General features: G+C 45.6%; 17 protein-coding genes. 4 read left to right on the top strand and 13 right to left on the bottom strand.

The window, feature by feature from the left end; all coding sequences use genetic code 11:
• Positions 1–26: 26 nt before the first annotated feature.
• The 6 genes from AB4Z45_RS07080 to AB4Z45_RS07105 form a co-directional block, all read right to left on the bottom strand.
• Positions 27–3,134: a glycoside hydrolase family 2 TIM barrel-domain containing protein gene (locus AB4Z45_RS07080; RefSeq protein WP_441908478.1), complete on the bottom strand. Its 3,108-nt coding sequence runs from the start codon at positions 3,132–3,134 to the stop codon at positions 27–29.
• 219 nt (positions 3,135–3,353) lie between these two features.
• Positions 3,354–5,159: an ABC transporter ATP-binding protein gene (locus AB4Z45_RS07085; protein WP_441908479.1), complete on the bottom strand. Its 1,806-nt coding sequence runs from the start codon at positions 5,157–5,159 to the stop codon at positions 3,354–3,356.
• Between the two features lie 140 nt (positions 5,160–5,299).
• A complete protein-coding gene (locus AB4Z45_RS07090) occupies positions 5,300–6,064 on the bottom strand; it encodes a response regulator transcription factor (protein WP_339204658.1) in 765 nt (254 codons plus the stop codon).
• Positions 6,065–6,145: 81 nt separating this feature from the next.
• Positions 6,146–6,976: a carbohydrate ABC transporter permease gene (locus AB4Z45_RS07095; RefSeq protein WP_076268980.1), complete on the bottom strand. Its 831-nt coding sequence runs from the start codon at positions 6,974–6,976 to the stop codon at positions 6,146–6,148.
• A 3-nt stretch (positions 6,977–6,979) separates the two neighbouring features.
• Positions 6,980–7,870 (bottom strand): carbohydrate ABC transporter permease, encoded by an 891-nt coding sequence (locus tag AB4Z45_RS07100; protein ID WP_076268981.1) that lies wholly within the window; start codon positions 7,868–7,870, stop codon positions 6,980–6,982.
• A gap of 86 nt (positions 7,871–7,956) precedes the next feature.
• On the bottom strand, positions 7,957–9,270 hold the full coding sequence (locus tag AB4Z45_RS07105; protein WP_441908480.1) for an ABC transporter substrate-binding protein: 1,314 nt from the start codon (positions 9,268–9,270) through the stop codon (positions 7,957–7,959).
• A 315-nt stretch (positions 9,271–9,585) separates the two neighbouring features.
• On the opposite strand from AB4Z45_RS07105, the gene AB4Z45_RS07110 reads away from it, so the two are divergent.
• From AB4Z45_RS07110 to AB4Z45_RS07120, 3 genes are read left to right on the top strand one after another with little or no spacing between them, the layout of a single operon-like run.
• Entirely contained in the window at positions 9,586–10,560 is a 975-nt protein-coding gene (locus tag AB4Z45_RS07110; protein WP_441908481.1) for a glycoside hydrolase family 113, read from the top strand.
• Entirely contained in the window at positions 10,557–11,768 is a 1,212-nt protein-coding gene (locus AB4Z45_RS07115) for an AGE family epimerase/isomerase (RefSeq protein WP_441908482.1), read from the top strand. Before AB4Z45_RS07110 ends, AB4Z45_RS07115 begins: the two co-directional genes overlap by 4 nt.
• Positions 11,769–11,782: 14 nt before the next feature.
• Positions 11,783–12,952 (top strand): glycoside hydrolase family 130 protein, encoded by a 1,170-nt coding sequence (locus AB4Z45_RS07120; protein ID WP_441908483.1) that lies wholly within the window; start codon positions 11,783–11,785, stop codon positions 12,950–12,952.
• 113 nt (positions 12,953–13,065) lie between these two features.
• Here the strand turns inward: AB4Z45_RS07120 and AB4Z45_RS07125 are convergent, their stop codons facing one another.
• Together AB4Z45_RS07125 and AB4Z45_RS07130 are read right to left on the bottom strand one after the other, a co-directional pair.
• Entirely contained in the window at positions 13,066–14,385 is a 1,320-nt protein-coding gene (locus tag AB4Z45_RS07125) for a DUF4179 domain-containing protein (RefSeq protein ID WP_441908484.1), read from the bottom strand.
• Positions 14,312–14,914 (bottom strand): RNA polymerase sigma factor, encoded by a 603-nt coding sequence (locus AB4Z45_RS07130; protein ID WP_441908485.1) that lies wholly within the window; start codon positions 14,912–14,914, stop codon positions 14,312–14,314. Before AB4Z45_RS07130 ends, AB4Z45_RS07125 begins: the two co-directional genes overlap by 74 nt.
• 291 nt (positions 14,915–15,205) lie before the next feature.
• On the opposite strand from AB4Z45_RS07130, the gene AB4Z45_RS07135 reads away from it, so the two are divergent.
• Entirely contained in the window at positions 15,206–15,718 is a 513-nt protein-coding gene (locus AB4Z45_RS07135) for an acyl-CoA thioesterase (RefSeq protein ID WP_441908612.1), read from the top strand.
• A 13-nt stretch (positions 15,719–15,731) separates the two neighbouring features.
• On the opposite strand, the gene AB4Z45_RS07140 is transcribed toward AB4Z45_RS07135, so the two are convergent.
• The 5 genes from AB4Z45_RS07140 to AB4Z45_RS07160 all read right to left on the bottom strand — a co-directional run bounded on the left by AB4Z45_RS07140 (position 15,732) and on the right by AB4Z45_RS07160 (position 23,719).
• The gene (locus AB4Z45_RS07140; protein ID WP_441908486.1) at positions 15,732–16,934 is read right to left on the bottom strand and encodes a benzoate/H(+) symporter BenE family transporter; all 1,203 of its coding nucleotides are present in this window, start codon (positions 16,932–16,934) and stop codon (positions 15,732–15,734) included.
• A gap of 1,030 nt (positions 16,935–17,964) precedes the next feature.
• Complete coding sequence (locus tag AB4Z45_RS07145; RefSeq protein WP_441908487.1) at positions 17,965–20,151, bottom strand: hypothetical protein; 2,187 nt, start codon at positions 20,149–20,151, stop codon at positions 17,965–17,967.
• A gap of 15 nt (positions 20,152–20,166) precedes the next feature.
• Positions 20,167–21,843 (bottom strand): extracellular solute-binding protein, encoded by a 1,677-nt coding sequence (locus tag AB4Z45_RS07150; RefSeq protein ID WP_441908488.1) that lies wholly within the window; start codon positions 21,841–21,843, stop codon positions 20,167–20,169.
• Between the two features lie 54 nt (positions 21,844–21,897).
• Complete coding sequence (locus tag AB4Z45_RS07155; protein ID WP_339204670.1) at positions 21,898–22,794, bottom strand: carbohydrate ABC transporter permease; 897 nt, start codon at positions 22,792–22,794, stop codon at positions 21,898–21,900.
• Positions 22,795–22,807: 13 nt separating this feature from the next.
• Complete coding sequence (locus AB4Z45_RS07160) at positions 22,808–23,719, bottom strand: ABC transporter permease (RefSeq protein WP_076268992.1); 912 nt, start codon at positions 23,717–23,719, stop codon at positions 22,808–22,810.
• Between the last annotated feature and the right edge of the window lies 1 nt (position 23,720).

A 23,720-nucleotide genomic window follows, 5' to 3' on the forward strand; every position in this document is an offset into this window, starting at 1 on the left:
AGACGGAAGACAAGCCTCTTTTTATTTCAAACCCCTTTAATTGAAAACTGATGAGAGTAAGCTTGGTTCGCAAACAGGATGTATTCCTTCTCCGGAAGCTGTCCCCAGCTGTCATGTCCGCCCACGCCGGTTTGCTTATGGTTGACGCGTACAACCGTTTTGTTGCTTGGCGGCAGCAGATGAATATGATCATGCGCCTCCAGCTCCAATGGCGTATAAGGCAGTACATTTAATTCAAAATGTGGCGCACCCTTCAGCACGATACCCTCGCCCTTTGCATTCGTAACCGCAGCATGGCGAACGTCCATCTTATTGCCGCATTCCTGTGGCCTGATATATGGTACGAGCTGATCCTGAACGCTGCCAGCGTAAAGCCCAAGCTTGCCTCCCGTCTGGCGATCCCAATACGTCTCGTCTGGACCTTTGCCATACCAGCTTACTTGATCAAATGATGCCGGCATCTGGAAGAGCATGCCGATTTCCGGAATTTCCGGTAAATCCGCTCCAGGCTGCAGCTTCTCGTATACATTGATCTCACCATCTCCACTTATTGTGTAAATTAACGACAGCATGGATTCCGTTGTAGTAGGCAAGCTATACTGCACATGAATTGTTACACTGCTTGCCTCAAGCTCCCAAGTCATCGCTTGCAGAACGCGCTCTGTCCCCGCTTCACGCCATGTTGCACAGCGCATATGCTGCTGATTGCCGCGATCATTATCCGTGTAGGCACGCCAGAAGTTCGGAGTCAATCCTTGCAATAACCGCTCTGAGCCATTCCATTCGTAGGAAGTAAGGCTGCCATTTGCTAGATCAAATTGCGCAGTGAAGCATTCACCGCTAACGAGCAGCGCCGCTGCCGATTGTTCAACACGAACAGCAGGCTTAGCTGGCGCAAGACCAATAATCGGCTCAATAGGTGCAGGCAGCACGAATTGCTCAAACGCGATTTCATGACCCGCTTCGGCCCACAGAGTTTGCTCCTTCAGCAGCAGCTGTACCGTTAATATAGCCTCTTCCGAAATGGAAGAAAGCTTAGGCAGCGTATAAGGAATCGTTATCGTTTCCTCACTCTCAGGTTGTGCGGTCGCTTCTACCGTGCCTGCTTCCACAGAAACTCCGTTAATCGCTACTTGCCAAGCAAGCGTAAAGCTATTTAAAGCACTGAATAGATGACGATTGGTCACCTTAATGGTGCCATTCTTCAGATCAATCTCTTCAAACTTAGCATTTTGGTATACCTTCTTCACCTCTTGAAGCTTAGGCGACACTGTACGATCTGCGAAAATAAGGCCGTTGCCGCAGAAATTGCCGTCATGCGGCGATTCGCCAAAGTCGCCTCCATACATCATTTTCACTGTGCCGCTCTCGTCTGTTACTCGAATGGCTTGATCAATCCAATCCCATATGAATCCGCCCTGCAACACAGGATACTTCTCAAAAACCTCCCAATACACATGCAAGCCCCCGCAGGAATTGCCCATCGCATGACTGTATTCGCATAAAATATAAGGTTTTTGCGGATTGCTTCTCGCATACTGTTCAACGCCCTGAGGGCTGGTGTACATATGGCTTTCGATATCAGAAGCAGCATCCGATTCGCGGTAGTGAAATGCTCCCTCATAATGAACGACGCGCGACGGGTCAGCTTCACGTAAAAAATCATGCATTTTTATGAAATTGTCTCCGCCAAATGATTCATTTCCAAGCGACCAGATGACGATAGACGCATGATTTTTGTCTCTTTGCAGCATCGAATTGCAGCGATCGAGCACAGCCCCTGTCCATTCCGGTCTGCTTCCAGGCACCGTAGTGCCAAGTTCCTTCTGTCCATAAGTCCAAGAACCATGGGTTTCCAGATTCGTTTCATCAATGACATACAACCCATATTCATCACAAAGCCTATACCAGAGCGAGTTGTTCGGATAATGTGAGGTGCGGACGGCATTGATATTATATTGCTTCATCAGTTCAATATCTTTGCGCATATCCGCTTCATTAATCGCACGGCCTGTATCGCATGAGAATTCATGACGATTTACCCCTTTGAACATGATCCGGCGTCCATTGATTTGCATCAGGCCATCTTTGATCTCAAACTTGCGGAAGCCGACCTTGCAGCTTATCGCTTCAAGCAGCGTGCCGTCCTCTGATTTCAAGCTTAGTATCAGTGTATATAAATTCGGCTGCTCAGCACTCCATTTGAGCGGATTAGAAACAGCGGCGCGCAGTTGAACAGAAGTGAGATCCTCTCCTTCCACCTGCGTCTGGATCGTCAGCGGGCTTGGAAATACGGCAGCTCGATTCACATTATATAGCGCTGCCTCCAACGTTATTTTGCCAATTGGCCTTACAAAATAGTTAAGCAGCTTCGCATCAACAATCAGCTCTGCGTCAAGGCACTGCTCATCAAGCTCTGTATGTACAAAATAATCATAGATATGCGCCTCTGGAGTGGAGTACAAATAGACATCTCGGAAAATACCGCTCATTCGCCAAAAATCCTGATCCTCCAGCCAGCTTGCGTCGCTCCAACGATAAACCTCTACGGCCAGCTTATTCTCTCCGACTGCAAGGTAAGGGGTTAGATCGAACTCGGAAGGTGTAAACGTATCTTGGCTAAAACCAACAAGCTCTCCATTCAGCCATACGTAGAAAGCCGACTCCACACCTTGGAAGCTGATAAATACAGGTTTACCATCCCACTCGGTAGGTACTGTAAAAGTACGAGCATATGAACCAACTGGATTATATGCAGTAGGGGCAAACGGCGGCTTTATGTCCTCGTTGCCATCCCAAGGATATCTAACATTCGTATATTGCGGATAATCATAGCCCTGCAGCTGCCAATGCGCAGGAACCGTAATGCTGTCCCACTGGCTATGATCATAATCGGCTTCATAAAAGTTGGCGATTCGTGATTCGGCATTCGCTGCAAACGCAAATTTCCACTGGCCGTTCAGCGACAAATAATTCGAAGACTTGTTATGATCGCCACCCCATGCCTCCTCTATCGTATTGAAGGGCATTAATGAAGCATGCGCATCCATACGGTTCAACCGATAAATTTCAGGGTTATTGTTCCACTCCGGGTAACCGTTGGCCGGCGGCGTATATACTAGATTTTTTCGCATAAAATCAAGCACCTCATCACTATTAATGGATATTATATTCACATTATAAGGCATTGCTATTTCTCATATCATAAAACAATTTTCATATCCTCTATAAAAATATGAACATTACGATACAAACGGTGCTCGTGATTGGAAGCGTAAAACAAAAAAAAGCTGACCGAGGTAAAAACACCCGATCAGCCTTAACCGCCATATCTAGAAGCAGACCCGCCTCTCCTAGAGCTGCAGCTGCTTCAAATTATAAAACTCGCCTTTGCTTGCCATCAGCTCATCGAAAGTGCCGACCTCAACAATACGTCCATGCTTCATGACGACAATACGATCTGCATCACGAATCGTGGACAGGCGGTGAGCGACAATAAATGTCGTCCGGCCTTTAATTAGCTCCTGCATCGCCTTCTGAACATGAAATTCTGACTCGTTGTCGAGTGCAGAGGTTGCTTCATCCAAAATAATAATTTTTGGCTCGCGTACAAGCGCACGTGCAATCGCAATCCGCTGACGCTGGCCGCCAGACAGCTTGCCGCCATGTTCGCCAACCATTGTATCGAGGCCGTCCGGCAGCTGCCCGATAAACTCGGATAGATTAGCCATCTCAACAACACGATTCACCTGCTCATCGGTTATATCGCGAAGGCCATACGTAATATTGTCTCGAATTGTACCTGAGAACAAAATATTCGTTTGCGGCACGACCGCCAAATGCTTGCGATAGCTGCGCAGATCAATATCTGCCAAATCAATGCCGTCCATCATTACTTTCCCGCCCGTTGGCTGCAGGAAGCCGATAACTAGATTGAGCACTGTTGATTTGCCTGCGCCGGATGCGCCAACAAATGCAATGCATTCGCCTGCTTCAACTTCGAGGGTAACATCCTCAAGCACATGATGTTCACTGCCCGGATATGAAAGCTCTACACCCTCGAAAGAAAATTCGCCTCGTACATCGGCAACTTTTCTTTTGCCGCTATTATTTTCAATATCGGTCGATACCAAAATCTCTTTAATGGAATGAATTGATTCAAGACCTTTTGCAATTTGCGGATAAATGTTAATGAGGCCAGTAACGGAAGCCAAAATCATCGCAAAAAAACCTTGGTACATAACGACGTCGCCAACCTGAATTTGCCCATTGTAAGCTAAGTATGCCGTAAAAATTAAACAAAGCACCTGAAAAATTTGAAACGTCACCCAGTTTGTTGAGCCAAAATACGCCTCCACCAAATCAAGCCGATACCCTTTGCCTTGAATGTTGTTCAGCGTCTGGTCAATACGTGCGATCTCAACCTTCTCCAGACCGTGTGCGCGCGTAATCGGAATCATCTCGACCATCTCTGACACGCGAGAGGACATTTGTTCTATTTCTTTACGGAATTCCTTGTTCGACTTACGGATTTTACGCCTGAAAATCGTTACAATCGTTATGGACATTGGAATGGTCAGTATAAAAAATAAAGACACAATCCAGCTGCTGTTCAGCGTTATAATAAACGATACGATAATGTTAACGACAGCCGGCGCCAAAGCAATCATGAACTGCTTTGACATCATCTCAACCGCTTCGACATCGCGCAGCACCTTCGATTGCAGCTTGCCGGCAGGCAGCTCCCTATGTTGATTAATGGACAACTGCTGCAGCTTGCGCACAAGCGCGCTGCGAAGTCCCGCTTCTACATATCTTACTGCACGGCTCAAAAAAGATATGTAAGCGGCGTGGGTTGGTATGTTCTGCAGGATGACGATCAAAATAATAACAAAGTTAATCCAAATGCCGCTTAGCGGATACTTTGCTGGATTCGTCGCAATGTTGATAATATTAGCTGTTACAATCGGCAGCACATAAATGGGCGCGCTTTTGATGAACAAAAATAATAATGAAATCAATAGATTGGCAAAGTTGCCTTTGTATAATGACAATAAAAACTTCAACGGGCTGGCATTTTCCTCTAGTGCCGCGTTTTCAAATGTGCTCGCTAGTCCTTTTGCAGCACCAAGCTGAGTTTTTACAACCCTCTCTGACATTTCTCTCTCCATCCTTCTGCAGCTCTGCATGCTGTCCAACCATTCTTAATTCGGCAAGCTACCGCATCATCTTACGCTCATTCCACCTTCCTGTAAATGTGCGATATTGCACTTCTTATATTCAATTTTGTTCATCGGCACTAGTGGTGCTTGGCTTTATAATCCTTAGGCGTTTCACCGACCATTTTCTTAAAAAGCTTGTTAAAGTAAACTGGATCACTATAGCCGACCAGCTGAGATATTTCGTAATTTTTCAAATTTGGATGATCGCTCAAAAACTGCTTTGCCTTCTCTATCCGAATGTCGATCAAATAGTCTGTCAGCGTCATGCCCGTCTCCTGCTTAAATAAGCGGCTCAAATAATTGGCGCTCATGCCGACGGTGTCAGCGATACGCTCCATTTCAAAGTTTTTGCCGTATTCTTGCTCCAAAATCGTTTTCATTTGCTCAATAACATGATGCTCTTTTTCCTTCGAGATTGTCTCTTGTGCTGGAGCAGATACCGTTGATTCCGATGTTTGCCCATTTTCGCTGCGCTCCTGCTCAATCTTAACCAGTATGTCGTACAAGTTCGCCTTGTCCACCGGCTTGAGCAAATAATCCCGCACGCCCGAGCGAAGAGCCTTGCGCGCATATTCAAATTCACTAAAACCGCTGAGCACAATCGTATCAATCGACTTATCGCGCAAGTGCTCAATAAGGCGCAAACCGTCCATCATCGGCATCTTTATATCGGTAATCAGCACATCCAGCTCGCCTTCACTGAGCTTCGAAATTTGCGCCCAAGCGTCCATTCCGTTGCTGTAGGAGCCGATAACTTTAATGTCCAAATCCATTTTCGTTAATATTTTTTCTAGACCCAGCCTTATGAATTCTTCATCATCCGCGATCATAATGTTCAACAATCCTGCTCGCTCCTCCCCGCGTGTTCCTCATCTAGTTTGTGCTAAAATCAGTACATCTGCAATGAAAAGAAAGCGGACGGTTTATTTAACCGCACCGCTTGTCACACCCGCGAAAATATATTTTTGCAAGAACACATAAAGAATTGCGGTAGGAATCATAATGATAAGAATGGCTGAGGATATCATTTGCCAGTCCCCGCTGTTGACCCCGAAGAAGCGCATGAGTGACGTTGATACGACAACATGTTCGGCTCTAGGCAGATACAGGAGCGGAATAAACATGTCATTATAGATGCTGATTGTTTTCAAAATAATGATTGTCGCTGTCGCTGGCGCAAGCAGCGGGAAGATGATGGAGCGGAAAATACGAATCAATGAGGCACCTTCGATCATCGCGCTTTCATCTAGTTCATAAGGGATATTTCTAATGAATTGCAGATAAATGTAGATTTGCAAAATATCTGCGCCTACATAGATTAGTACAGGTCCCATCAAATTATTCGTTAAGCCAAGCGCCTGAATCGTTTTGTAGTTGACGACTTGCGTTGTAATAGCTGGAATAATCGTGGCGAATAGGAACAAGCCGACCAGCGGGCCTTTAAATTTGAAATTGAAGCGCCCGACGGCATAACAGAACGCCGATCCGATCAATATGTTCAAGATTAGCGTAATCGCGATAATGAACAGCGTATTCCCGAACGCATGGAGCATATCCGCCTGCTTGAAGGCTTGCGCAAAGTTTTTAAAATAGAGAAAGCTATCCGGCATGGCGATCGTCGATTTCGTGTGAAATTCATCCTTCGTCTTAAAAGCATTGACGACGATGATATAAGGCGGGAACAAAATCGCAAACGCAGCCAATAGAAGGCTTAAATACTTGATTGTGTCCCAGAGCTTATTGGATTTATTCATCGATTATTCCCCCTTTCCTTTCAACAAAAACCGCTGAATCGATAATACAATAACAACAAAGAGTAACAAGACGACGCTCATTGCGGATGCCAAGCCATAGTTGTTGAACTGAAAAGCGGTCTCAACAATTTTCATAACGAAGGTTTCACTCGATCCTGCCGGCCCGCCCTTAGTTAAAATATAAGGCAGATCAAACACCTCTAAAGCGCCGGTTACCGTTAGGAACAAATTGAGCTCGATAATTTTGTAAATGTTCGGCAGCGTGATACTAATAAATTTTTGCCAGCCGTTTGCCCCGTCAATCGATGCCGCTTCGTAAATATCACTTGGAATCGATTGAAGCGCCGCCAAATAAATGACCATATTAAATCCCATAAAGCGCCAGAAGCCAATAGAAGCAAGCGTATAGTTTACAAAAGAACCACTGCCGAGCCAGCTTGTTTTGGAGAGTGCATCAAAGCCGAGCTGTCCTAGCAAATAGTTTAATGATCCGTTTGTCGTATCGAATACGTAACCGAATAAGTATGCTACAGCAACGCCATTTAGGATGTACGGTAAAAAAAGCAGCAGCCTGAAAAAGTTTTTCCCCTTCAGCTTGCTGTTCAGCACCACTGCGAAATAAATCGCGGCGATATTTTGTACGATTCCAACAGCGAAATAGGCAAAGTTATGTTTGAAGACGCCAAATATAGCTGGATTTGAAAATACTTCTTTGTAGTTCGACCAACCGATCCATGGTTTGTTTTGACTTAAGCCGTCCCAGCTCGTAAAGCTTAATCGGATGAGTTCCATTGCCGGATAATAGGCGAATGTCAGCAGCAGCAGCAGCGGCAATGCGACGAAGCCAATAATGACATAGTTCTTCTGTGTTTTAAAAGGCAATCTGCTAAACATGAGACAACCCCATCCTCCCTGCGTCTTTCTAATCGGAAGGTGCAGGATAGACAACCGTTAAAGGTAATCCATCCTGCACGCAGCCCTTACAATCCTAAATCTTTTTTCGCTTTCGCCCACGCTGTATTCACTTTATCCAATACCTTTTGCGGGTCTTTAGCTAATACGAATTCTTGTACAACTGCAGCTTGATCAAGCTGCGCTTTGTTTTGAATTTCTGTCGCTGCATCTACTGGTGCAGCTGGCTCGAAAAATTTAGGGGTAAAGCTGTTGAATTCCGAAAGCTGTGGAAGCTTCGATTCTTTGGCTTTCAAAGTAGGAATGAAACCTGCGAAATCATCATAACCGGATTCTTCGATCATCCATTGTACGAATGCTTTGCCTGCTTCAACATTGCCGTTTTTGTTAACTGCATAGAAGAAATCCGGGTTAAGCGGTGCTTTCGCTTCGCCAGTGTTGTCGACCGGGAATGGGAAGAAGCCAATGTCCTCAGCAGGAGCGCCGTTTTCGATTACTTGGTTAATTACCCAGTTGCCAAGGAGATACATACCGAATTTGCCGGTTGCTACGTCTTTTTTCGATTGCTCCCAGTTCGTCGAGTTCACGTCTGTTTCCAGGAAACCTTTTGTGTACAGCTCACGAAGAATTCCCCATGATTTGCCGTAAGCATTGTCAAGCGTATACGGTGTTTCGGATTCAGCACGTTTGTTTTGGTGATCAGAAGCTCCGCCGATTAGCGTTGGAACATCGTATACCCAAGTATCAAGCGGCCATTTATCTTTGAAGTTTGATGCAAGCGGCACGATGCCTGCGTCTTTAAGCTTTTGCGATGCAGCTAGAAATTCGTCGTATGTTTTTGGAAGAGCTGTAATGCCTGCTTTCTCGAATGCTTTCTTGTTGTATACGATACCGACAGTTGATCCGCCGGAAGATACACCATACATTTTGCCTTCTTGCGCTTTCAAATCTTTGAAGTGAATTTCACCTGAGAATGCAATGTCATCAAGCGGAGCGAAATAATTAGGCAGCTCTGCATTTGGAATCGTTGGTACAAATACGACATCAGGGAAATCTCCGGAAGCAATGCGGATTTTCAACGTCTTATCATAGTCCGTAATCGCTTCAAATTTAAGATCAACGCCAGGGTATTTGTCTTCAAAACGTTTTTCGTAATCGACGTACTGTTTGTCAATCATGTCGGTACGGTTTGTTAAGAATACAACCTCACCTTTAATGTTTGACGCTTCCTCTGTTCCACCGTTCTCCGGTTTGTTCGTTGCGGTGTTATCCGTGCTCGGCTTGTTCGTAGGTGAATTCGTGCTTGCGTTATTGCCACCACATGCAGCTAACGATGTTAGCATAACTACAGAAACAAGTGCTAACGAAATGACTTTTTTCATTTTCTAAATCCCCCTCAGCTCGTTTTGATTCCGCTTACATTTCGATAATACCTCATAAAATGTGGTTCTAAAATGGTTTAAAATATGATTTATAGTCTTCAACTGTCATTTTGTGAAAACGCTTTTTTACGCATATTCACTCATTATTGTGCATACGCATGCCGCTTTCCGTGTTATTAAATGAAGCAATTTTATAAGGTTGCCTGCTGTTCAAGAAAGGTATTGCAAACAAGACTAGAATCATGTTTACTTGTTATATAACAAAAATATTATTAGCAATAACAAAAATACCAAATATAAAGTGAGGCGACTCCAATGACAACTAAAGCAGCCTATATAGGCGGAATGACATGGGGCTGGACAGGCATTCGAGGTACATGGACTGGCGAAAAAGCGGATCGTTCGATGGAATTAATGGCCGAGCGGTTAAGCGTGAACTGGACAGCTATTGCACTTGGCGCACTTCAAGATAATGCCCACTCTACCGAAATTAAGTTTCGCGAGGCGCCTACGGTTACCGATGAGGAAGTTCTTAGTGCCATTCACAAAGCGAAAGAACTAGGCCTTAACGTTTGTTTGAAGCCGGTCGTCAATTGTGCGGATGGCACATGGCGTGCACATATTAATTTCTTTGATCTCGATGTGCCTTGCGAGCCAAAATGGTCTGATTGGTTCGCTTCTTATACAACATTCATCTTGCACTATGCCAAAATTGCTGAAGAAACAGGTTGCGAAATGTTTTGTGTTGGATGCGAAATGGTTCAAACCGATCGCAGAGAAACGGAATGGCGTGAGCTCATCGCAAAAGTTCGCAAAGTTTATTCCGGCATCGTTACGTACAACTGCGACAAATATCAAGAAGGCCAAATTAAATGGTGGGATGCTGTTGATGTCATTTCTTCAAGCGGCTATTACCCTATCGATGCTTGGGAAGAGCAGCTGAACCGAATTGAAAAGGTCGTATCCGAATACGACAAGCCTTTTTTCTTCATGGAAGCTGGCTGCCCTAGCCGCGAGGGCTCGCAGTATATTCCGAACGATTGGGGACTTGCCGGCGCGCCTAGCGAAGAGGTTCAGCGTCAGTTCTACGAGACGATGTTCTCCCATACGGACAAGCGTGATTGGGTTGGCGGCTTTATGCTTTGGGATTGGCCGGCGAGACTATATGAAGAGGGCGATGCGAGTGCCAACGACGATTATTGTATGTATGGCAAGCAAGCAGAACAAACGGTTCGTCAATATTATGCAGCCAAAATAGCTGAATCGAGTGACGGAGGTTTGGGCGAATGAACGTAAATAACGAGCAGTGGCTGGCAAGCATCAAGCAGGAGCTGGAATCTAACATTCTCGACTTTTGGATGAAGCATACGATCGATGAGCAAAAAGGCGGTTTCTACGGCAATATCAGCAGAGATTTAACCGTTAACGATGAAGCTGGCAAAAGCCTGGTGCTTAACACACGAATCTTGTGGACCTTTGCCTCCGCTTATCGCATGACTGGCAATGAAGCTTACCTCGAAATGGCTGACCGTGCCTATCGATATGTAAATAAATACTTTGTAGATCAAGAATACGGCGGATTATACTGGATGGTCGACGCAGCTGGCAGCCCAGCCGAAACGAAAAAGCAGGTATACGGTCAAGCCTTTGCTATTTATGCTTACTCCGAGTATTACCGCGCTACCGGGAATGAAGCTGCGCTTCAGAAAGCGATCTCATTATTTCATACGCTTGAGAAATATAGCTACGATGAGCAATATAAAGGTTATTTCGAGGCTCTTACACGCGAGTGGCTGGAAACCGACGATAATAGCCTGAGTGAAAAGGATTTGAATGAGAAGAAATCCATGAATACTCATCTCCACATCATGGAGGGTTATACGAACCTTTACAGGGTATGGAAGTCGGATGTGCTGCATGCCAAGCTGAAAGAACTAATCGAAATCACAATAAAACATATTATTAACCCAGATAACGCGCACTTTATCCTTTTCTTCGATGAGAAATGGAACGGCAGATCTGAGCACATTTCTTACGGTCACGATATCGAGGGCAGCTGGCTGCTGGTCGAGGCGGCTGAGGTGCTTGGAGATGCAGCATTGCTGGCTGAAGCCAAAGCGATCGCCATTCGAATGGCAGAAGCGACGCTGAATGAAGGCGTTGACGAGGACGGCGGTCTTCTTAATGAGGCAGGTCCAGATGGAATCATCGATTCGCACAAGGATTGGTGGCCGCAAGCAGAAGCTGTTGTTGGTTTCTATAATGCTTATCAAATGACGGGCGATGAGAAATACCTTGAGGCTGCCTTAAAATCTTGGCAGTTCATTGAAAATTTTATCGTCGACAAACAGTTTGGCGAATGGCACTGGAGCGTAACTCGCGATGGAGCTCCAAGCGACAACTTACAAAAGGTCAGCCCTTGGAAATGCCCTTATCATAATGGTCGTGCATGCTTTGAAATGATCGAACGCTTGTCTGGTACAGCAACTTCACACTAATGGAGGTTTATTCAATGAGTAAATTTAATGAACGCAAGCAAATGCTAACGGACCGTTATGAGGCACTAGTACAGCGTAAAAACGAGCCTGCAGAAGTTAGCAACGGCGTTTTTGATCGTTACGTACACCCCGTTCTAACAGCAGAACATGCTCCGCTGATTTGGAAATATGATTTTAATCCTGAGACGAACCCTTATTTCATGGAGCGCCTCGGCGTTCATTGCGTATTCAATCCAGGCGCAATCTTCTTAAATGGCAAATTCCATCTCGTAGCGCGCGTTGAAGGCAATGATCGCAAATCATTTTTCGCCATTGCAGAGAGTGACAGCCCCGTTGATGGTTTCCGCTTCTGGAACCACCCTATTTTGCTTCCTGAAACAAGCGATCCCGATATTAACGTCTATGATATGCGCCTCGTTCAACATGAGGACGGCTGGATTTATGGTCTGTTCTGCACAGAGAGGAAAGATCCTTCCGCTCCAAAAGGAGATCTGTCGAGCGCGATTGCACAATGCGGTATCGTAAGAACAAAGGATTTGAAGCAATGGGAGCGCCTTGCTGATCTAAAAACAGCGTCCAACCAACAGCGCAACGTCGTGCTTCACCCTGAATTTGTTGACGGAAAATACGCCTTCTATACGCGCCCACAGGACGGCTTTATCGATACGGGTTCAGGCGGCGGTATTGGCTGGGGACTATCCGATACGATCGAGAACGCTGTTGTAGAGCGTGAGATCATTATTGACGAACGCCATTATCATACAATTAAAGAAGTGAAAAACGGTCAAGGTCCCGCTCCAATTAAGACGGACAAAGGCTGGATTCATATTGCTCACGGCGTTCGCAACACCGCGGCAGGCTTGCGTTATGTACTTTATGCATTCCTATCCGACTTGCAGGAGCCTAACAAAGTAACGCATCGTCCAGGTGGCCACTTGCTTGCGCCAGAAGGCATTGAACGTGTCGGCGACGTATCGAACGTAGCTTTCTGCAACGGTGTTATCGCACAAGATAACGGCAACGTTTATATTTACTACGCTTCCTCCGACACACGCTGTCACGTTGCTGCAACTACCGTTGATCAACTGCTCGACTATTGCTTAAACACACCGGAAGATACGCTTCGCTCCTACGCATGTGTAGAGCAGCGCATCGCTTTAATTGATCGCAACTTGCAGCTATAATCCTCTTCGCCATAACAAGGTACTTTAGTCGTTCCAGCCTATAAGAAAGGGCTTCCCAGAGAGCAGCATTTCTGCTTTTGGGAAGCCCTTTTACATTTATTGTTTGATACAAATTACTTTTTGATTTCCATAGGAATAGAGATGGTCTTATCGTAGGTTTTAATATAGGAAAATCCGTTAAGCAGCAGCTGTTCGGGTTCCTCCTCCGTGTTAAAAGAAAACGTCTGCTCCCACAAGATGTTGCCATTTTTCAAATCCCACGGGCGTGATGAGGAAATGGATGAGACAGGAACTACAGTATCACCCGATTGAACAGATAAGTTTTCCGTTTCCAAGATTGTAAATTGTTTTCTGGCGATAACGATATCATAACCTGTATCGGTTTTTGTGACGCTGCGAATCCATAGCTTTTCATCCCCAATCTTTATGGACAGATCTGATGGTGAAGCTAAGGAAATCGGTTCTTCTATTTTCTGATAACCAGCAAAATTTTCAAGTACGAGCTCGATGGTTTCCAGCTTGTCTGTCGGCAGCACATCAAATTCAAGTTCAAATGCCGCCTTGCCCTTTTCACCCGAATAATCCGACTGCATTCCCCATGATTTCACTTCCGTTCCATTCACATAAAGTTTTGTTTTGCCGGAGAACCTCGGGTATCCCCCATCATTCATTTCATAATGTCCCTTTACGATGGTAGAAGTAGGTGAAGCTGTGATGGAATCATAGTGGACCGTTCCCTCATCGACCGAAACGGATTTTGAGATGTTCTCTTTAAGCATGCTTTTCATCGCTTTATTCGCTTCAAACTTGAAGGAGACTGGGTATGATGCCCGTTCCCCATTTTCAAGCCACTCACTAAATGTAACGGTTAAAGTTCTAGAGAATGGACTAACCGGTTCAAATTTATAGACGCCCTCGTACTGGGTCTCGTCTTTGCTATAATTGCCGCTTCCTTCTTTGGGATCGGAATCCGTCAAGAATCCTTCCATTTGACCCACGTTGTAACGCAGTGAACTATTGTCAGTAAATACAGAGCCTTCGGGTCTATCAATGCTATAATACATAAGCAAAGCGTTATCGTCCGCAATAACCCCGTTGATGGTTATGACAGTACCGTCCTCTAGCGTTTTGCTTTTGTTGACCGATTGTCCGTAGCCTTGCTCCGCTACTTCAGAGAAGCTAAGAGAGTTCAGCTCAATTTTGTTAAACAGCTTGCCTCCGTAATAAGCGAATGCAGGATATTGATAAGTTCCGACAATCAGCAGAAATGCTGCAGCTGATGCTGCGACCCATGACATCGCTCTATTCAGCTTTCTTGTCTTCGTGGGAACATGCTCAAGTGCATTGCGAAGTCTGTCCTCAAGTCCTGACGGTGCCTGCACGATATTCAAGGTCTGTTTGTGCTCCTGCAATCTCTCCTCGATCGTTTTCATTACGATCCCCTCCGATCATCGCTTTCAATTTTTGAATACCTTGCGAAATTCTTGATTTGATTGTGCCAATCGGCGAACAAGTCATGTCCGCAATCGTCTGATACGGGAGATCATGTACGTAACGAAGCTCGATGGCTTCCCGCTGCTGTGCATTTAGATTCGAGAGCAGCACCTGCATGTTCATCGCAGACTCCGTATTGCGATAAGGGTTATCTTCAGTTAATCCAGTAAAGCATGACTCACCCTCGTCTCCCAGTGGAACAAATCGTTCTTTTTGGCGGAGTAGTTTTTTGCAACGATTGACGAGAATGGTTTTGCTCCAGCTGTAGAAGGCTTCGCTCTTTTGCAATTGATCCAGCTTTTCATAAAGCGTAACAATCATATCTGCCATGGCATCCATCGCGTCATGCTCATTTCTTAAATAGCTATAGGCAAGACGATAATAAGCGTCCTGATCGGCTATGATTAGTTGTAATAAAGCTTCTTTGTTGCCTTTTTGAGCTTGTTTGACAAGACGGCTTACATTCATGTTCTCACCCCTTTCATAGATAAGAGATCGCAGAGGCTATTAAAGTTCATTTTGCGCAAAAAAAAATCTCAACTACCACTTACGTTTGTTATTACGGGGGATTCAGTACCGAAAATGTTAATGTTCAGTTGTTAAAGCTCAGCCAAGAGTAACTATATATAAAGGGTTGCACATACTAATCAAGCATTATATGTGGAACCCTTTTAAGTTTTATTTTAGAAGCATAACCTATCCATAAAGGGGAGAAAATACCCAAAGATCAGCCACTTTGTAGAAAGTTGTGTGAATGCTTTGGAAAATAAATATGTCAAAGAAACGCGATCCTTTAAGGTTTCGAGAGTATTCCCAACCGATGTAAACAATCATAATACGTTGTTCGGCGGCAAACTTATGTCTTATATCGATGATATCGCTTCGATATCCGCTTCCAAATTATGCAGAGTTACCGCGGTAACCGCTTCGACGGATTCCGTTGATTTCTTGCATCCAATCCGGCCAACAGATTCCGTTTCCCTAGAGTCCTTCGTTACTTGGACGGGCAAAAGTTCCATCGAGGTTTTTGTGAAAGTAATACGAGAAGATTTAAGAAGCGGCGAGCGAAAAATAGCAGCAACCTCTTTTCTTACTTTCGTTGCCCTAGATGAACAAAATAAGACAATACTTGTACCTCGTATTGTCCCTGAAACGGAAGAAGAAATTAAATTATATGAAACGGCCGAGCATCGTACGGCAATGAGGAAGCAGCGCAGAGAAGAGAGCAAAAAGTTTGCAGAATTTTTGCTGACGAAGTTTCCATGGGAATAATCGTCCCCTTTTATTACTGTTTATTTTGACGAACAGCATCCTTGCTATTGCGGCGTGTTCCCTCGCCCAGCAATTTCATCGTAACCATACCGATTGCCAAGCACCAAACAGGGGCAGAAACGCCGAGAAAGGCGACATTTGCTACCGCAATCGCAAATGTAAAGGCCGTTGAGTAGCGGTAGGCAGATTCCGAAAAAGCTGACTGAAGGCTTTGAATGAATACCCCCATCAATGAAAAACCCGTTAGAAGCCAAATAAAGGAAGACGGCAATATATTAATAAAGGCAATAACCTTCCAAGCAAATAATCCAAACAGCGCCACCAATGTACCCGAGACAATCGCTGCATAAGGACGAGATTCCTTTGCACCTGCTTCTTCGCTGCTGCACAGCATACTCATCATTCCGCCAACATTTACACTATGACCGCCAAGAAATGCTACAGCAGTCGTGGCAAAACCAGTTATCGTAATCGTCTTGGAAGCGGATGGCTCATAGCCATTTTTGCGAAGCGCTGCCAAAGCTACAAACAAATCGTTGCTAAGCACGAGTATCGACAAAGGAATAGCTAACGATAACAGCCCATTAATCGAAAACTCAGGGCTAACCACATGCGGCAGCGCAAACGGCAACACCTCCATTGGAGGCAAATCGTAGCCAATCCATAGAGCAAGCAGCCCCATGCAAACGACGCCGAGCACGGGCGGAAAGCCCTTGAATAAACGGGGAAATAAGAAAAAACCGACCAAGGCCATGAACCCGACAAAGGGAGCATCCTTGACCGCGGGAACGATTTTTACTATATGGTTGAATATTAAACCAGCAAGCATCGCATCCATCAGAGGCTTAGGCAGGAAAGCCAGCAGCTTATCGGACAGACCAGATAAACCAAATACAGCGATAATAATCCCGGAAATAATGCTCGCACCAGCTAACTCCTGCACGGTAAATTGTGTCGCAGAAGTGCTTAAGAAAGCAACGGCAGTTATCGAATGAGCGCCGCCAAACGGAATCTTATAAATCAATGTCAAAGCTATGTTCAGCAGTCCACCAAAAAAGTAAACGGCGAACAGCCACGCGACGAGCTCTAAGGTTGAAAAACCTGCTTTTTCAGCGCTGCTAACAATGAGTACGGCTCCGCCTGTACATGCTAGCATCGCAGATAATATACCAGTAAACACATTTTGCCGATTGAGCTTGGATTGGGTTTTTATCATCAAATCGCTTCCTAATCGTATAATAATATAGCTTCCGTGTTGTTCAAGTGCTTAAGTATAACCGTTTCTATGCGATTTGTACCCATCCACTGCTCAAACTTTTTTCAGCCATTTCTGCGCATAACATATCAAGGCATCCCAAGACATCCCAAGATCAACTCTCTAACGAACTGTATTATTCTTATTGTGATGAAAACTAGCTTGTTTAAGTTTTAACGAATCATATGAACGCTATAGCATGGTAAATTGGGTGTCATAAGCTATTTTTCTCGAAATAACGATTCTAGAGTTCGTTAAACTTTTAATCTATTACGAAAGGTTAAAATAAGAGCCGCTAGGTTCGTAAGTTATAGGTCCGAAAACGTTTACTCTGTCTGAGCTCCAGCTCCATTTCCTACCTCGATCATACGCCGCCGCTACTCTATAAGCGCATATTTGTGCTTACAGACAACAAACCTAGCTTATTCTCTCCCTGTAAGAACATATATGTGCTTATTGCTCCATTTCCCACCTCGATCATACGCCGCCGCTACTCTATAAGAGCATATATGTGCTTACAGACAACAAATCTAGCCCTTTCTCTCGCTGTAAGAACATATATGTGCTTATTGCTCCATTTCCTACCTCGATCATACGCCACAGCTACACTATAAGCGCATATTTGTGCTTACAGACAACAAACCTAGCTTTTTCTCTCGCTGTAAGAACATATATGTGCTTATTGCTCCATTTCACACCTCGATCATACGCCGCAGCTACTCTATAAGCGCATATATGTGCTTACAGACAACAAACCTAGCCCTTTCTCTCGCTGTAAGAGCATATACGTGCTTATTGCTCCATTTCCCACCTCGATCATACGCCAAAATTCGCTTGTCCACCATTTGCTTAAGCAAACATCAATAGACCAAAATAGAAAAATGGCGTCACAGGGATAAATCTCTGTGACGCCATTTTTTCATATCGAGCTATCTCTCCAGTGAGTTCATCACTTTGGGACAGCCCCTTCAATCGTTTGTTTGTTATCGCATTACCATTCCACGCTTACCGCAATTCCTTCCGGAACGCCTGGATAGCGAAGAAGCACCGTTCCTGACTCTCTATCATACTCGTATGATGCCGCTTGATCACCAGCTGTGACGCTGCTAGGCTCACTTGGTACACGCAGGCGCGTACTAACCGTGATGTCCAGCGGTGACTCTGAAACAAAGGAAATTCCGTTTTCAGCCGACAGCTCCTCACGAATGCGTGAAGAACTAACAAGAATACTTGTTTCCCCCTGCTGTTTATCCGAGTAGTTCAAATCAAACAACAAGCTGTCCTCGCCCGATTTGATTTCCACGGAGTGTTTCACAGGCATGCTCGCTTCGAACAAATCAACGAACAGACCTTCCAGAACGATTGAATCATCCGCGTCCCTCTCATCCAGCACATGAGTAATGACATAAGGCCCCCGTTTAATATGCAGCGAGGTGCTTTCCTTATAGTCAGCCATTTCTCCGCGGATCTCGAGCGACCTTTTTACAGCACTCCGTATAAGATCTGCACCCGCTTCAGAGCGGGACAATTCCGCTGGATTCTCACGGTAAAATAAAACAGCACCGCTGCCTACCGTAAACTCTCCTTGCTCCGGGTTTCTACCTAAGCCAAGCGACTCGAATAAATGTTCTTCCGGACGCATGTAAAAGCGGCGGCTGTTCTCACGGTTCCACCATTCCCGCACTTCATGATAGGGGTCCGAGCCGTCACCGACATAGATGAGTATGCCGCCCTCCCTCACCCATTGTCCGATAGCTTGATGAATGCCCGGATGCTCCGGCTTCATAAATTCGTAGCTGAGCAGCAGCACCCGGTAATGATCCAAATATCCTGGGAAGGTCAAAATATTGTCCAGCTGTACCGGTCTTAGCGGAATGCCTACCTTCACGAGCGGAAGCGCGAGTCCGTAAAAGGATGACCAGTCAAGAAGCTCCTTCTGCTCTGCACTCAGCTCTTCAGCTGAACTCGTTCCGTCATATTTGGCGGCTTCGCCTTCCTGCTCGCCTTCACGGATAACGTCCCCGCGTTGATACATCGCAGAGTTGGATAAACAAAGACCAATGCCAGCTGTATAGGAGTCGTCTCCAGCAACCTCATCATGGTTATGCATGTCGCGCAGCACATTCATGACCGTCAGAAGCACGGTCGCATAGTCACCCGGGATCATTTCCTTTCCTTTCCCGTCCTCAGTCGGGTAGCTGCCCTCGAATACACGGCGCGGCCATGGGCATACCTCGTATTGCTTCACCTCAGGATGCAGTAGGGAAGCCACAACAGTAGAACGATAGTTTTTACGATAGTCGCTCCAGCTGTATCTAGGGTTATCCTCTATCGGATCGTGAAGGAACCACATTTCACGCCCCGTCCCCCGCGTGAGCTCCTGCATAATTCCATATTCCAAATATGCCGTCTCGAAGGTTCGCTCTCTGCGCAGTCCCTTATAAACGTTCGGAGTACGAGCCGTTCCCGTCCAGATTTGAGCAATGAAACCGTCACAGCCAGGCATCGACACGAGCAGCGCCTCAGGACTTATAATTCGCCACTGCGTATAATTGATCAAGCTGTGAGTTGGGACATAGAAACGCACCGTTCTACCGTAGGTTACTAAGGAATATTCCTTCATTTGACTGCAAAGCCGGTCAAGCGCACGATAGTACATTGCCGCCTTCAGCTTGGATGCTCTGTACTGAGCGTCCGGCGAGGAGTGGGGAGGAATCCAATCCTCCCCGTAATAGTTCAGCCACTCCCGCTTGAACGCATCGGAATAACCAGATGCAGCCCAAAATTCCGGCTCTTCCAAATGAATCGCTTCTGCGCCAGAGTCGATTGCCCGTTTAATATGAGAAGCCAAATATTCAGCGAAGGCAATGGTCGGAACCATATAAGGAACATCCTTGCCATGAAGCAGATGATTTCCGCTGCGGTCCATTTGAGCTTCATCCCAGTGCTCCCGTCCGTCGAATCGACCGTACAAGTAGTCCTGATACTCCCCCCAAGATACACCTGTCATCAAATGAATCTTGTAGCCGGCATTTCTCCAGCCTTCGATTCGCTCAGGCAAATCATCGGATATTCCGTATACCATGACAAAATCGGTCCGCAAATCATACTTCGGGCCATACGGCCTTGATTCCTGAAAACCGGTCCACTCTGCTCGTTGTCCCAAACCCTTCGTCAAAGCGAGAAGCCTCCTTTAGTTTGCCATTCCAAACAAAGCAACTTCCTTGCCTTTCAAGTTGTCATTAGTAAACTGCATTGCTTCTTTATAGCCTGTTTTATTCATCTGACCGCGAAGATCATTAATGATTTTTAGTGCCGCTTCATCCGATTTCGCATAAATCGCTTCTTTCCAGACGTCGCCTATTTTGTCCATGGATGGCTTCAGCATTTCCCACTGTGGAGACTTAATCATAACGTCGCCAGGATTGTATGCCGAAATAACACTAATACCGTTAGGACGTAAAATTTTACGCGCATTATCCATTGCTGCCAGACGATCCTGATCAGACCAGATGTCTCCAGCGCCAACAGAGTTGATGCGGTCTTGGCCAGACATGCTCTCAAGGCCAATGCCAATTCCTTCGTTTTTCTTCATCTTGCCAGTTGTATCCGCTGAGAATTTATCAAACCATTCTTTTTTGGCTACAGGCTTGCCGTTTTCCATATCCCAATGTTCGCCTTGAATGCCGTAACGTACGAGAAGGAAACCTTCATCAGAAGCAAGATAGTCCAGCAGGCGAAGCGCTGCATCTACGTTTTTCGATTTTTTCGGAATAACGGTTACGTTGTTGCCTTGAATAGAAAGGTCAGCAGGACGGTCTGCAGCAGCGCCAGCACGCTCAAGCGGGCCAACTGGAATATAATCACTGCCTGGATGCGCTTTCACATAGTCCTTGGAAGCATCGAGAATCGCTGGATAGTGAGCAGCCAGCACTGCAATACGGCCTTGCTTGATTTTCTCATTCGCGATTGGATCGGTTTGCGTAAACGCTTCAAGATCAAGCAAACCTTCGGAGATCAGCTTGCGGTAATACAGCGTATAATCCTCGTATTGTTTCGAGAAGAAGCTGTTTTCCAGCGTTCCATCGCCTTTATCTACATAACCAGAGCCATAGAACATCGTATTGCCGATACCGACAGCCCAGCCGTTATGGAAGCCTCCGAGAGGAATAACAGACATGCCATTTTCCTTCAGGTCAGCGTCCTTGATTTTTTTCAGGAAGCTGTAAAGCTCTTCCTTTGTACGTACGGATTGTGGATCTACTCCAACCTTCTCAGCAATATCCTTGCGGACGTAGAAGCCATAAAGCCAATCCATTGCATCCTCAGGTGTTGCAGGGTGGTTCTGGTAAAGCAAGAACTGCTTGCCACCGTACACATCAAAAGCTTTCTCATAAAGCGCTGGCGGAACATTGTCTTTCTGAATCGCTTTTGCTAGATTTGGATATTTGTCCAGCTTATCCGAAAGATCGACCAATTGGTCTTCCTTCGCTGCTTTTATAATGCCATCTAGCTCTCCGCCCCAAGCTGGACCTGTGTAAATATCAGGCATATCTTGAGTTGCAAAAATGGTGTTCACTTTCTCAACTTCACTGCCCTTTGTATATTCCCACTCGATCGTAATCCCCGTTTTTTCTTTAATAACCTTCTCGATCGCCGTCGTGTCTGTGTCGCTGCCGCTGGAGCCGTTCCAGTTGTGAAGAACTTTGAGTTTCACCTCTTTTTGCTCTGTACCGCTGTTAGTTGTGCCTGCGTTGTCCGAAGGCTTATTGACGGCGCCACCGTTGTTGTTGCTGCAGCCAAACAGCGTAACCGCCATCAGAGTTACTGCGAGAAACAACGAAGTGCTTTTTGCTCTTTTGTTCTTCATAAAAACCCTCCCGTGAACTGTAATGAAATATGATAAAGTCCCGAATGCGGACGATTATCCTTTGACCGAGCCAATCATAACGCCCTTGACGAAGTAACGCTGCAAAAACGGGTAAATACACAAGATCGGAAACACCGTGATAACGAGCAAAGCCATTCGAAGCGATTCCGGTGTTGCCCCAGCCACATTGACACTGACGGTCTGACCGCCTTGCTGCGCCGCCCTCTGCATGGAGGATGATAGCGCTTCCGCTTCGGTCAGCAATTCTTGCAGCAGCGTTTGAACCGGTATCAGATTTTTATCCGACACATAATAGGCGCCTGTAAACCAGTCGTTCCAATGCGAAACCCCGATAAACAAAGCGATAGTCGCAAGAACTGGACCCGATAACGGTAAAATGATTTTAAGGAATATTTGAAAGTCACCGTAGCCGTCAATTCGTGCCGATTCTTCAAGCTCCTCCGGTATGCCTTGCAGGAACGTTCGAAGAATGACGATATGCATGAAATTGAACAGCATCGGAATGACATATACCCAAAAACTGTTGATCAGATGCAGCTTCTGCAAAGTGATGAAATACGGAATGAATCCAGCGCTGAATATCGTTGGCAAAAAGATGTAATACGTAAAAAATGTTCTTCCTGGCAGCGTTTTTTTGGAAAGCGCATAAGCCATCAGCGTACAAAGCCCTACGTGCAGGAATGTGCCGAGCACAGTGCGTAGCAGCGTGATTTTGTAGGCCTGCCAAATGCGGGCATTATCAAAAACCTCTACGTAATTGTCGAGTGTAAATTTACGAGGGAAGAAATAAAGCGCACCCATCATCGAATCTTTTCCGTCGTTGAGCGAGTAGACCAGAATGTAAATAAACGGGTAGATCATCGACAATCCGAACAACGTTAAGAAAATATAATTACAAATGCTAAATATAGAAAATCGGCTTTTCGCCATATCAAACCACTCCTTAAAACAGGGATACGTCGCTAACCTTGCGAGCAATTCGGTTGACAGTCACGATAAGAATGAGTGCAATGACACTCTGGAATAATCCTACAGCAGCCGCATAACTTAATCGGCCTTCACCTATACCTGAGCTGATAACATGCACATCGAGTACGCTGCCGATTGCGGCGGTAGCCGGACCGTTCAGCAGGAGCAGCTGCTCATAACCAGCGCTCATTAAGCTGCCGGCCGAGAGTATGAACAAAATAACGGCAATGTTGCGAATACCAGGAAGCGTTACATGCCACATTTGGCGAGTGCGCCCAGCGCCGTCGATCTTAGCCGCCTCGTAAAGCTGCTGGTCAATGCCGGCGATTGCTGCCATATAGATGATCGAGTTCCACCCGATGTTTTTCCAAATATCCGAGCCTACAACAATTTGATAAAACCATGTTGTATTGTTCAAGAACTGAATCGGTTCTACACCAAACACGCCAAGCAATTCATTGATTGGACCTCCAGATGGAGTAAGAAGACGCTGCATCAGCGTAACAACGACAATCCATGAAACGAAATACGGTAAATAAGAAAGCGTTTGCACGGTTTTCTTAAATTTAATGTTTCGAACCTCGTTCAATAGGATTGCGAGACATATAGGCATTGCAAATCCGATAAGAAGCTTCATGAGACTGATGATAATCGTGTTGCGGATCAACTCGAATGACTGATAATAGGAGAAAAACTGCTGGAAGTATTTCAGTCCTGCCCAGGGGCTTCCAGTGAAGCCCCCAGAGAACATGAAATCACGAAATGCCACTTGTACGCCAAAAAGTGGAACGTAGGAAAAGAGGAAAAACCAGATGATGCCGGGCAGCATAAACAAATAAAATAGTTTGTGCCGCCAAATTCGTTTCCACAATACTGACTCTGTCATA

Origin of the sequence: Paenibacillus sp. MCAF9, assembly GCF_052114265.1 — a bacterium.
Classification (GTDB): domain Bacteria; phylum Bacillota; class Bacilli; order Paenibacillales; family Paenibacillaceae; genus Pristimantibacillus.

Excerpts from the sequence above, each read along its gene's own strand:
- AB4Z45_RS07160 (WP_076268992.1), bottom strand. The coding sequence starts at position 23,719 with ATGACAGAGTCAGTATTGTGGAAACGAATTTGGCGGCACAAACTATTT.
- AB4Z45_RS07080 (WP_441908478.1), bottom strand. The coding sequence starts at position 3,134 with ATGCGAAAAAATCTAGTATATACGCCGCCGGCCAACGGTTACCCGGAG.
- AB4Z45_RS07140 (WP_441908486.1), bottom strand. The coding sequence starts at position 16,934 with ATGATAAAAACCCAATCCAAGCTCAATCGGCAAAATGTGTTTACTGGT.
- AB4Z45_RS07120 (WP_441908483.1), top strand. The coding sequence starts at position 11,783 with ATGAGTAAATTTAATGAACGCAAGCAAATGCTAACGGACCGTTATGAG.
- AB4Z45_RS07095 (WP_076268980.1), bottom strand. The coding sequence starts at position 6,976 with ATGAATAAATCCAATAAGCTCTGGGACACAATCAAGTATTTAAGCCTT.
- AB4Z45_RS07085 (WP_441908479.1), bottom strand. The coding sequence starts at position 5,159 with ATGTCAGAGAGGGTTGTAAAAACTCAGCTTGGTGCTGCAAAAGGACTA.
- AB4Z45_RS07105 (WP_441908480.1), bottom strand. The coding sequence starts at position 9,270 with ATGAAAAAAGTCATTTCGTTAGCACTTGTTTCTGTAGTTATGCTAACA.
- AB4Z45_RS07110 (WP_441908481.1), top strand. The coding sequence starts at position 9,586 with ATGACAACTAAAGCAGCCTATATAGGCGGAATGACATGGGGCTGGACA.
- AB4Z45_RS07155 (WP_339204670.1), bottom strand. The coding sequence starts at position 22,794 with ATGGCGAAAAGCCGATTTTCTATATTTAGCATTTGTAATTATATTTTC.
- AB4Z45_RS07125 (WP_441908484.1), bottom strand. The coding sequence starts at position 14,385 with ATGAAAACGATCGAGGAGAGATTGCAGGAGCACAAACAGACCTTGAAT.
- AB4Z45_RS07100 (WP_076268981.1), bottom strand. The coding sequence starts at position 7,870 with ATGTTTAGCAGATTGCCTTTTAAAACACAGAAGAACTATGTCATTATT.
- AB4Z45_RS07115 (WP_441908482.1), top strand. The coding sequence starts at position 10,557 with ATGAACGTAAATAACGAGCAGTGGCTGGCAAGCATCAAGCAGGAGCTG.
- AB4Z45_RS07150 (WP_441908488.1), bottom strand. The coding sequence starts at position 21,843 with ATGAAGAACAAAAGAGCAAAAAGCACTTCGTTGTTTCTCGCAGTAACT.
- AB4Z45_RS07130 (WP_441908485.1), bottom strand. The coding sequence starts at position 14,914 with ATGAATGTAAGCCGTCTTGTCAAACAAGCTCAAAAAGGCAACAAAGAA.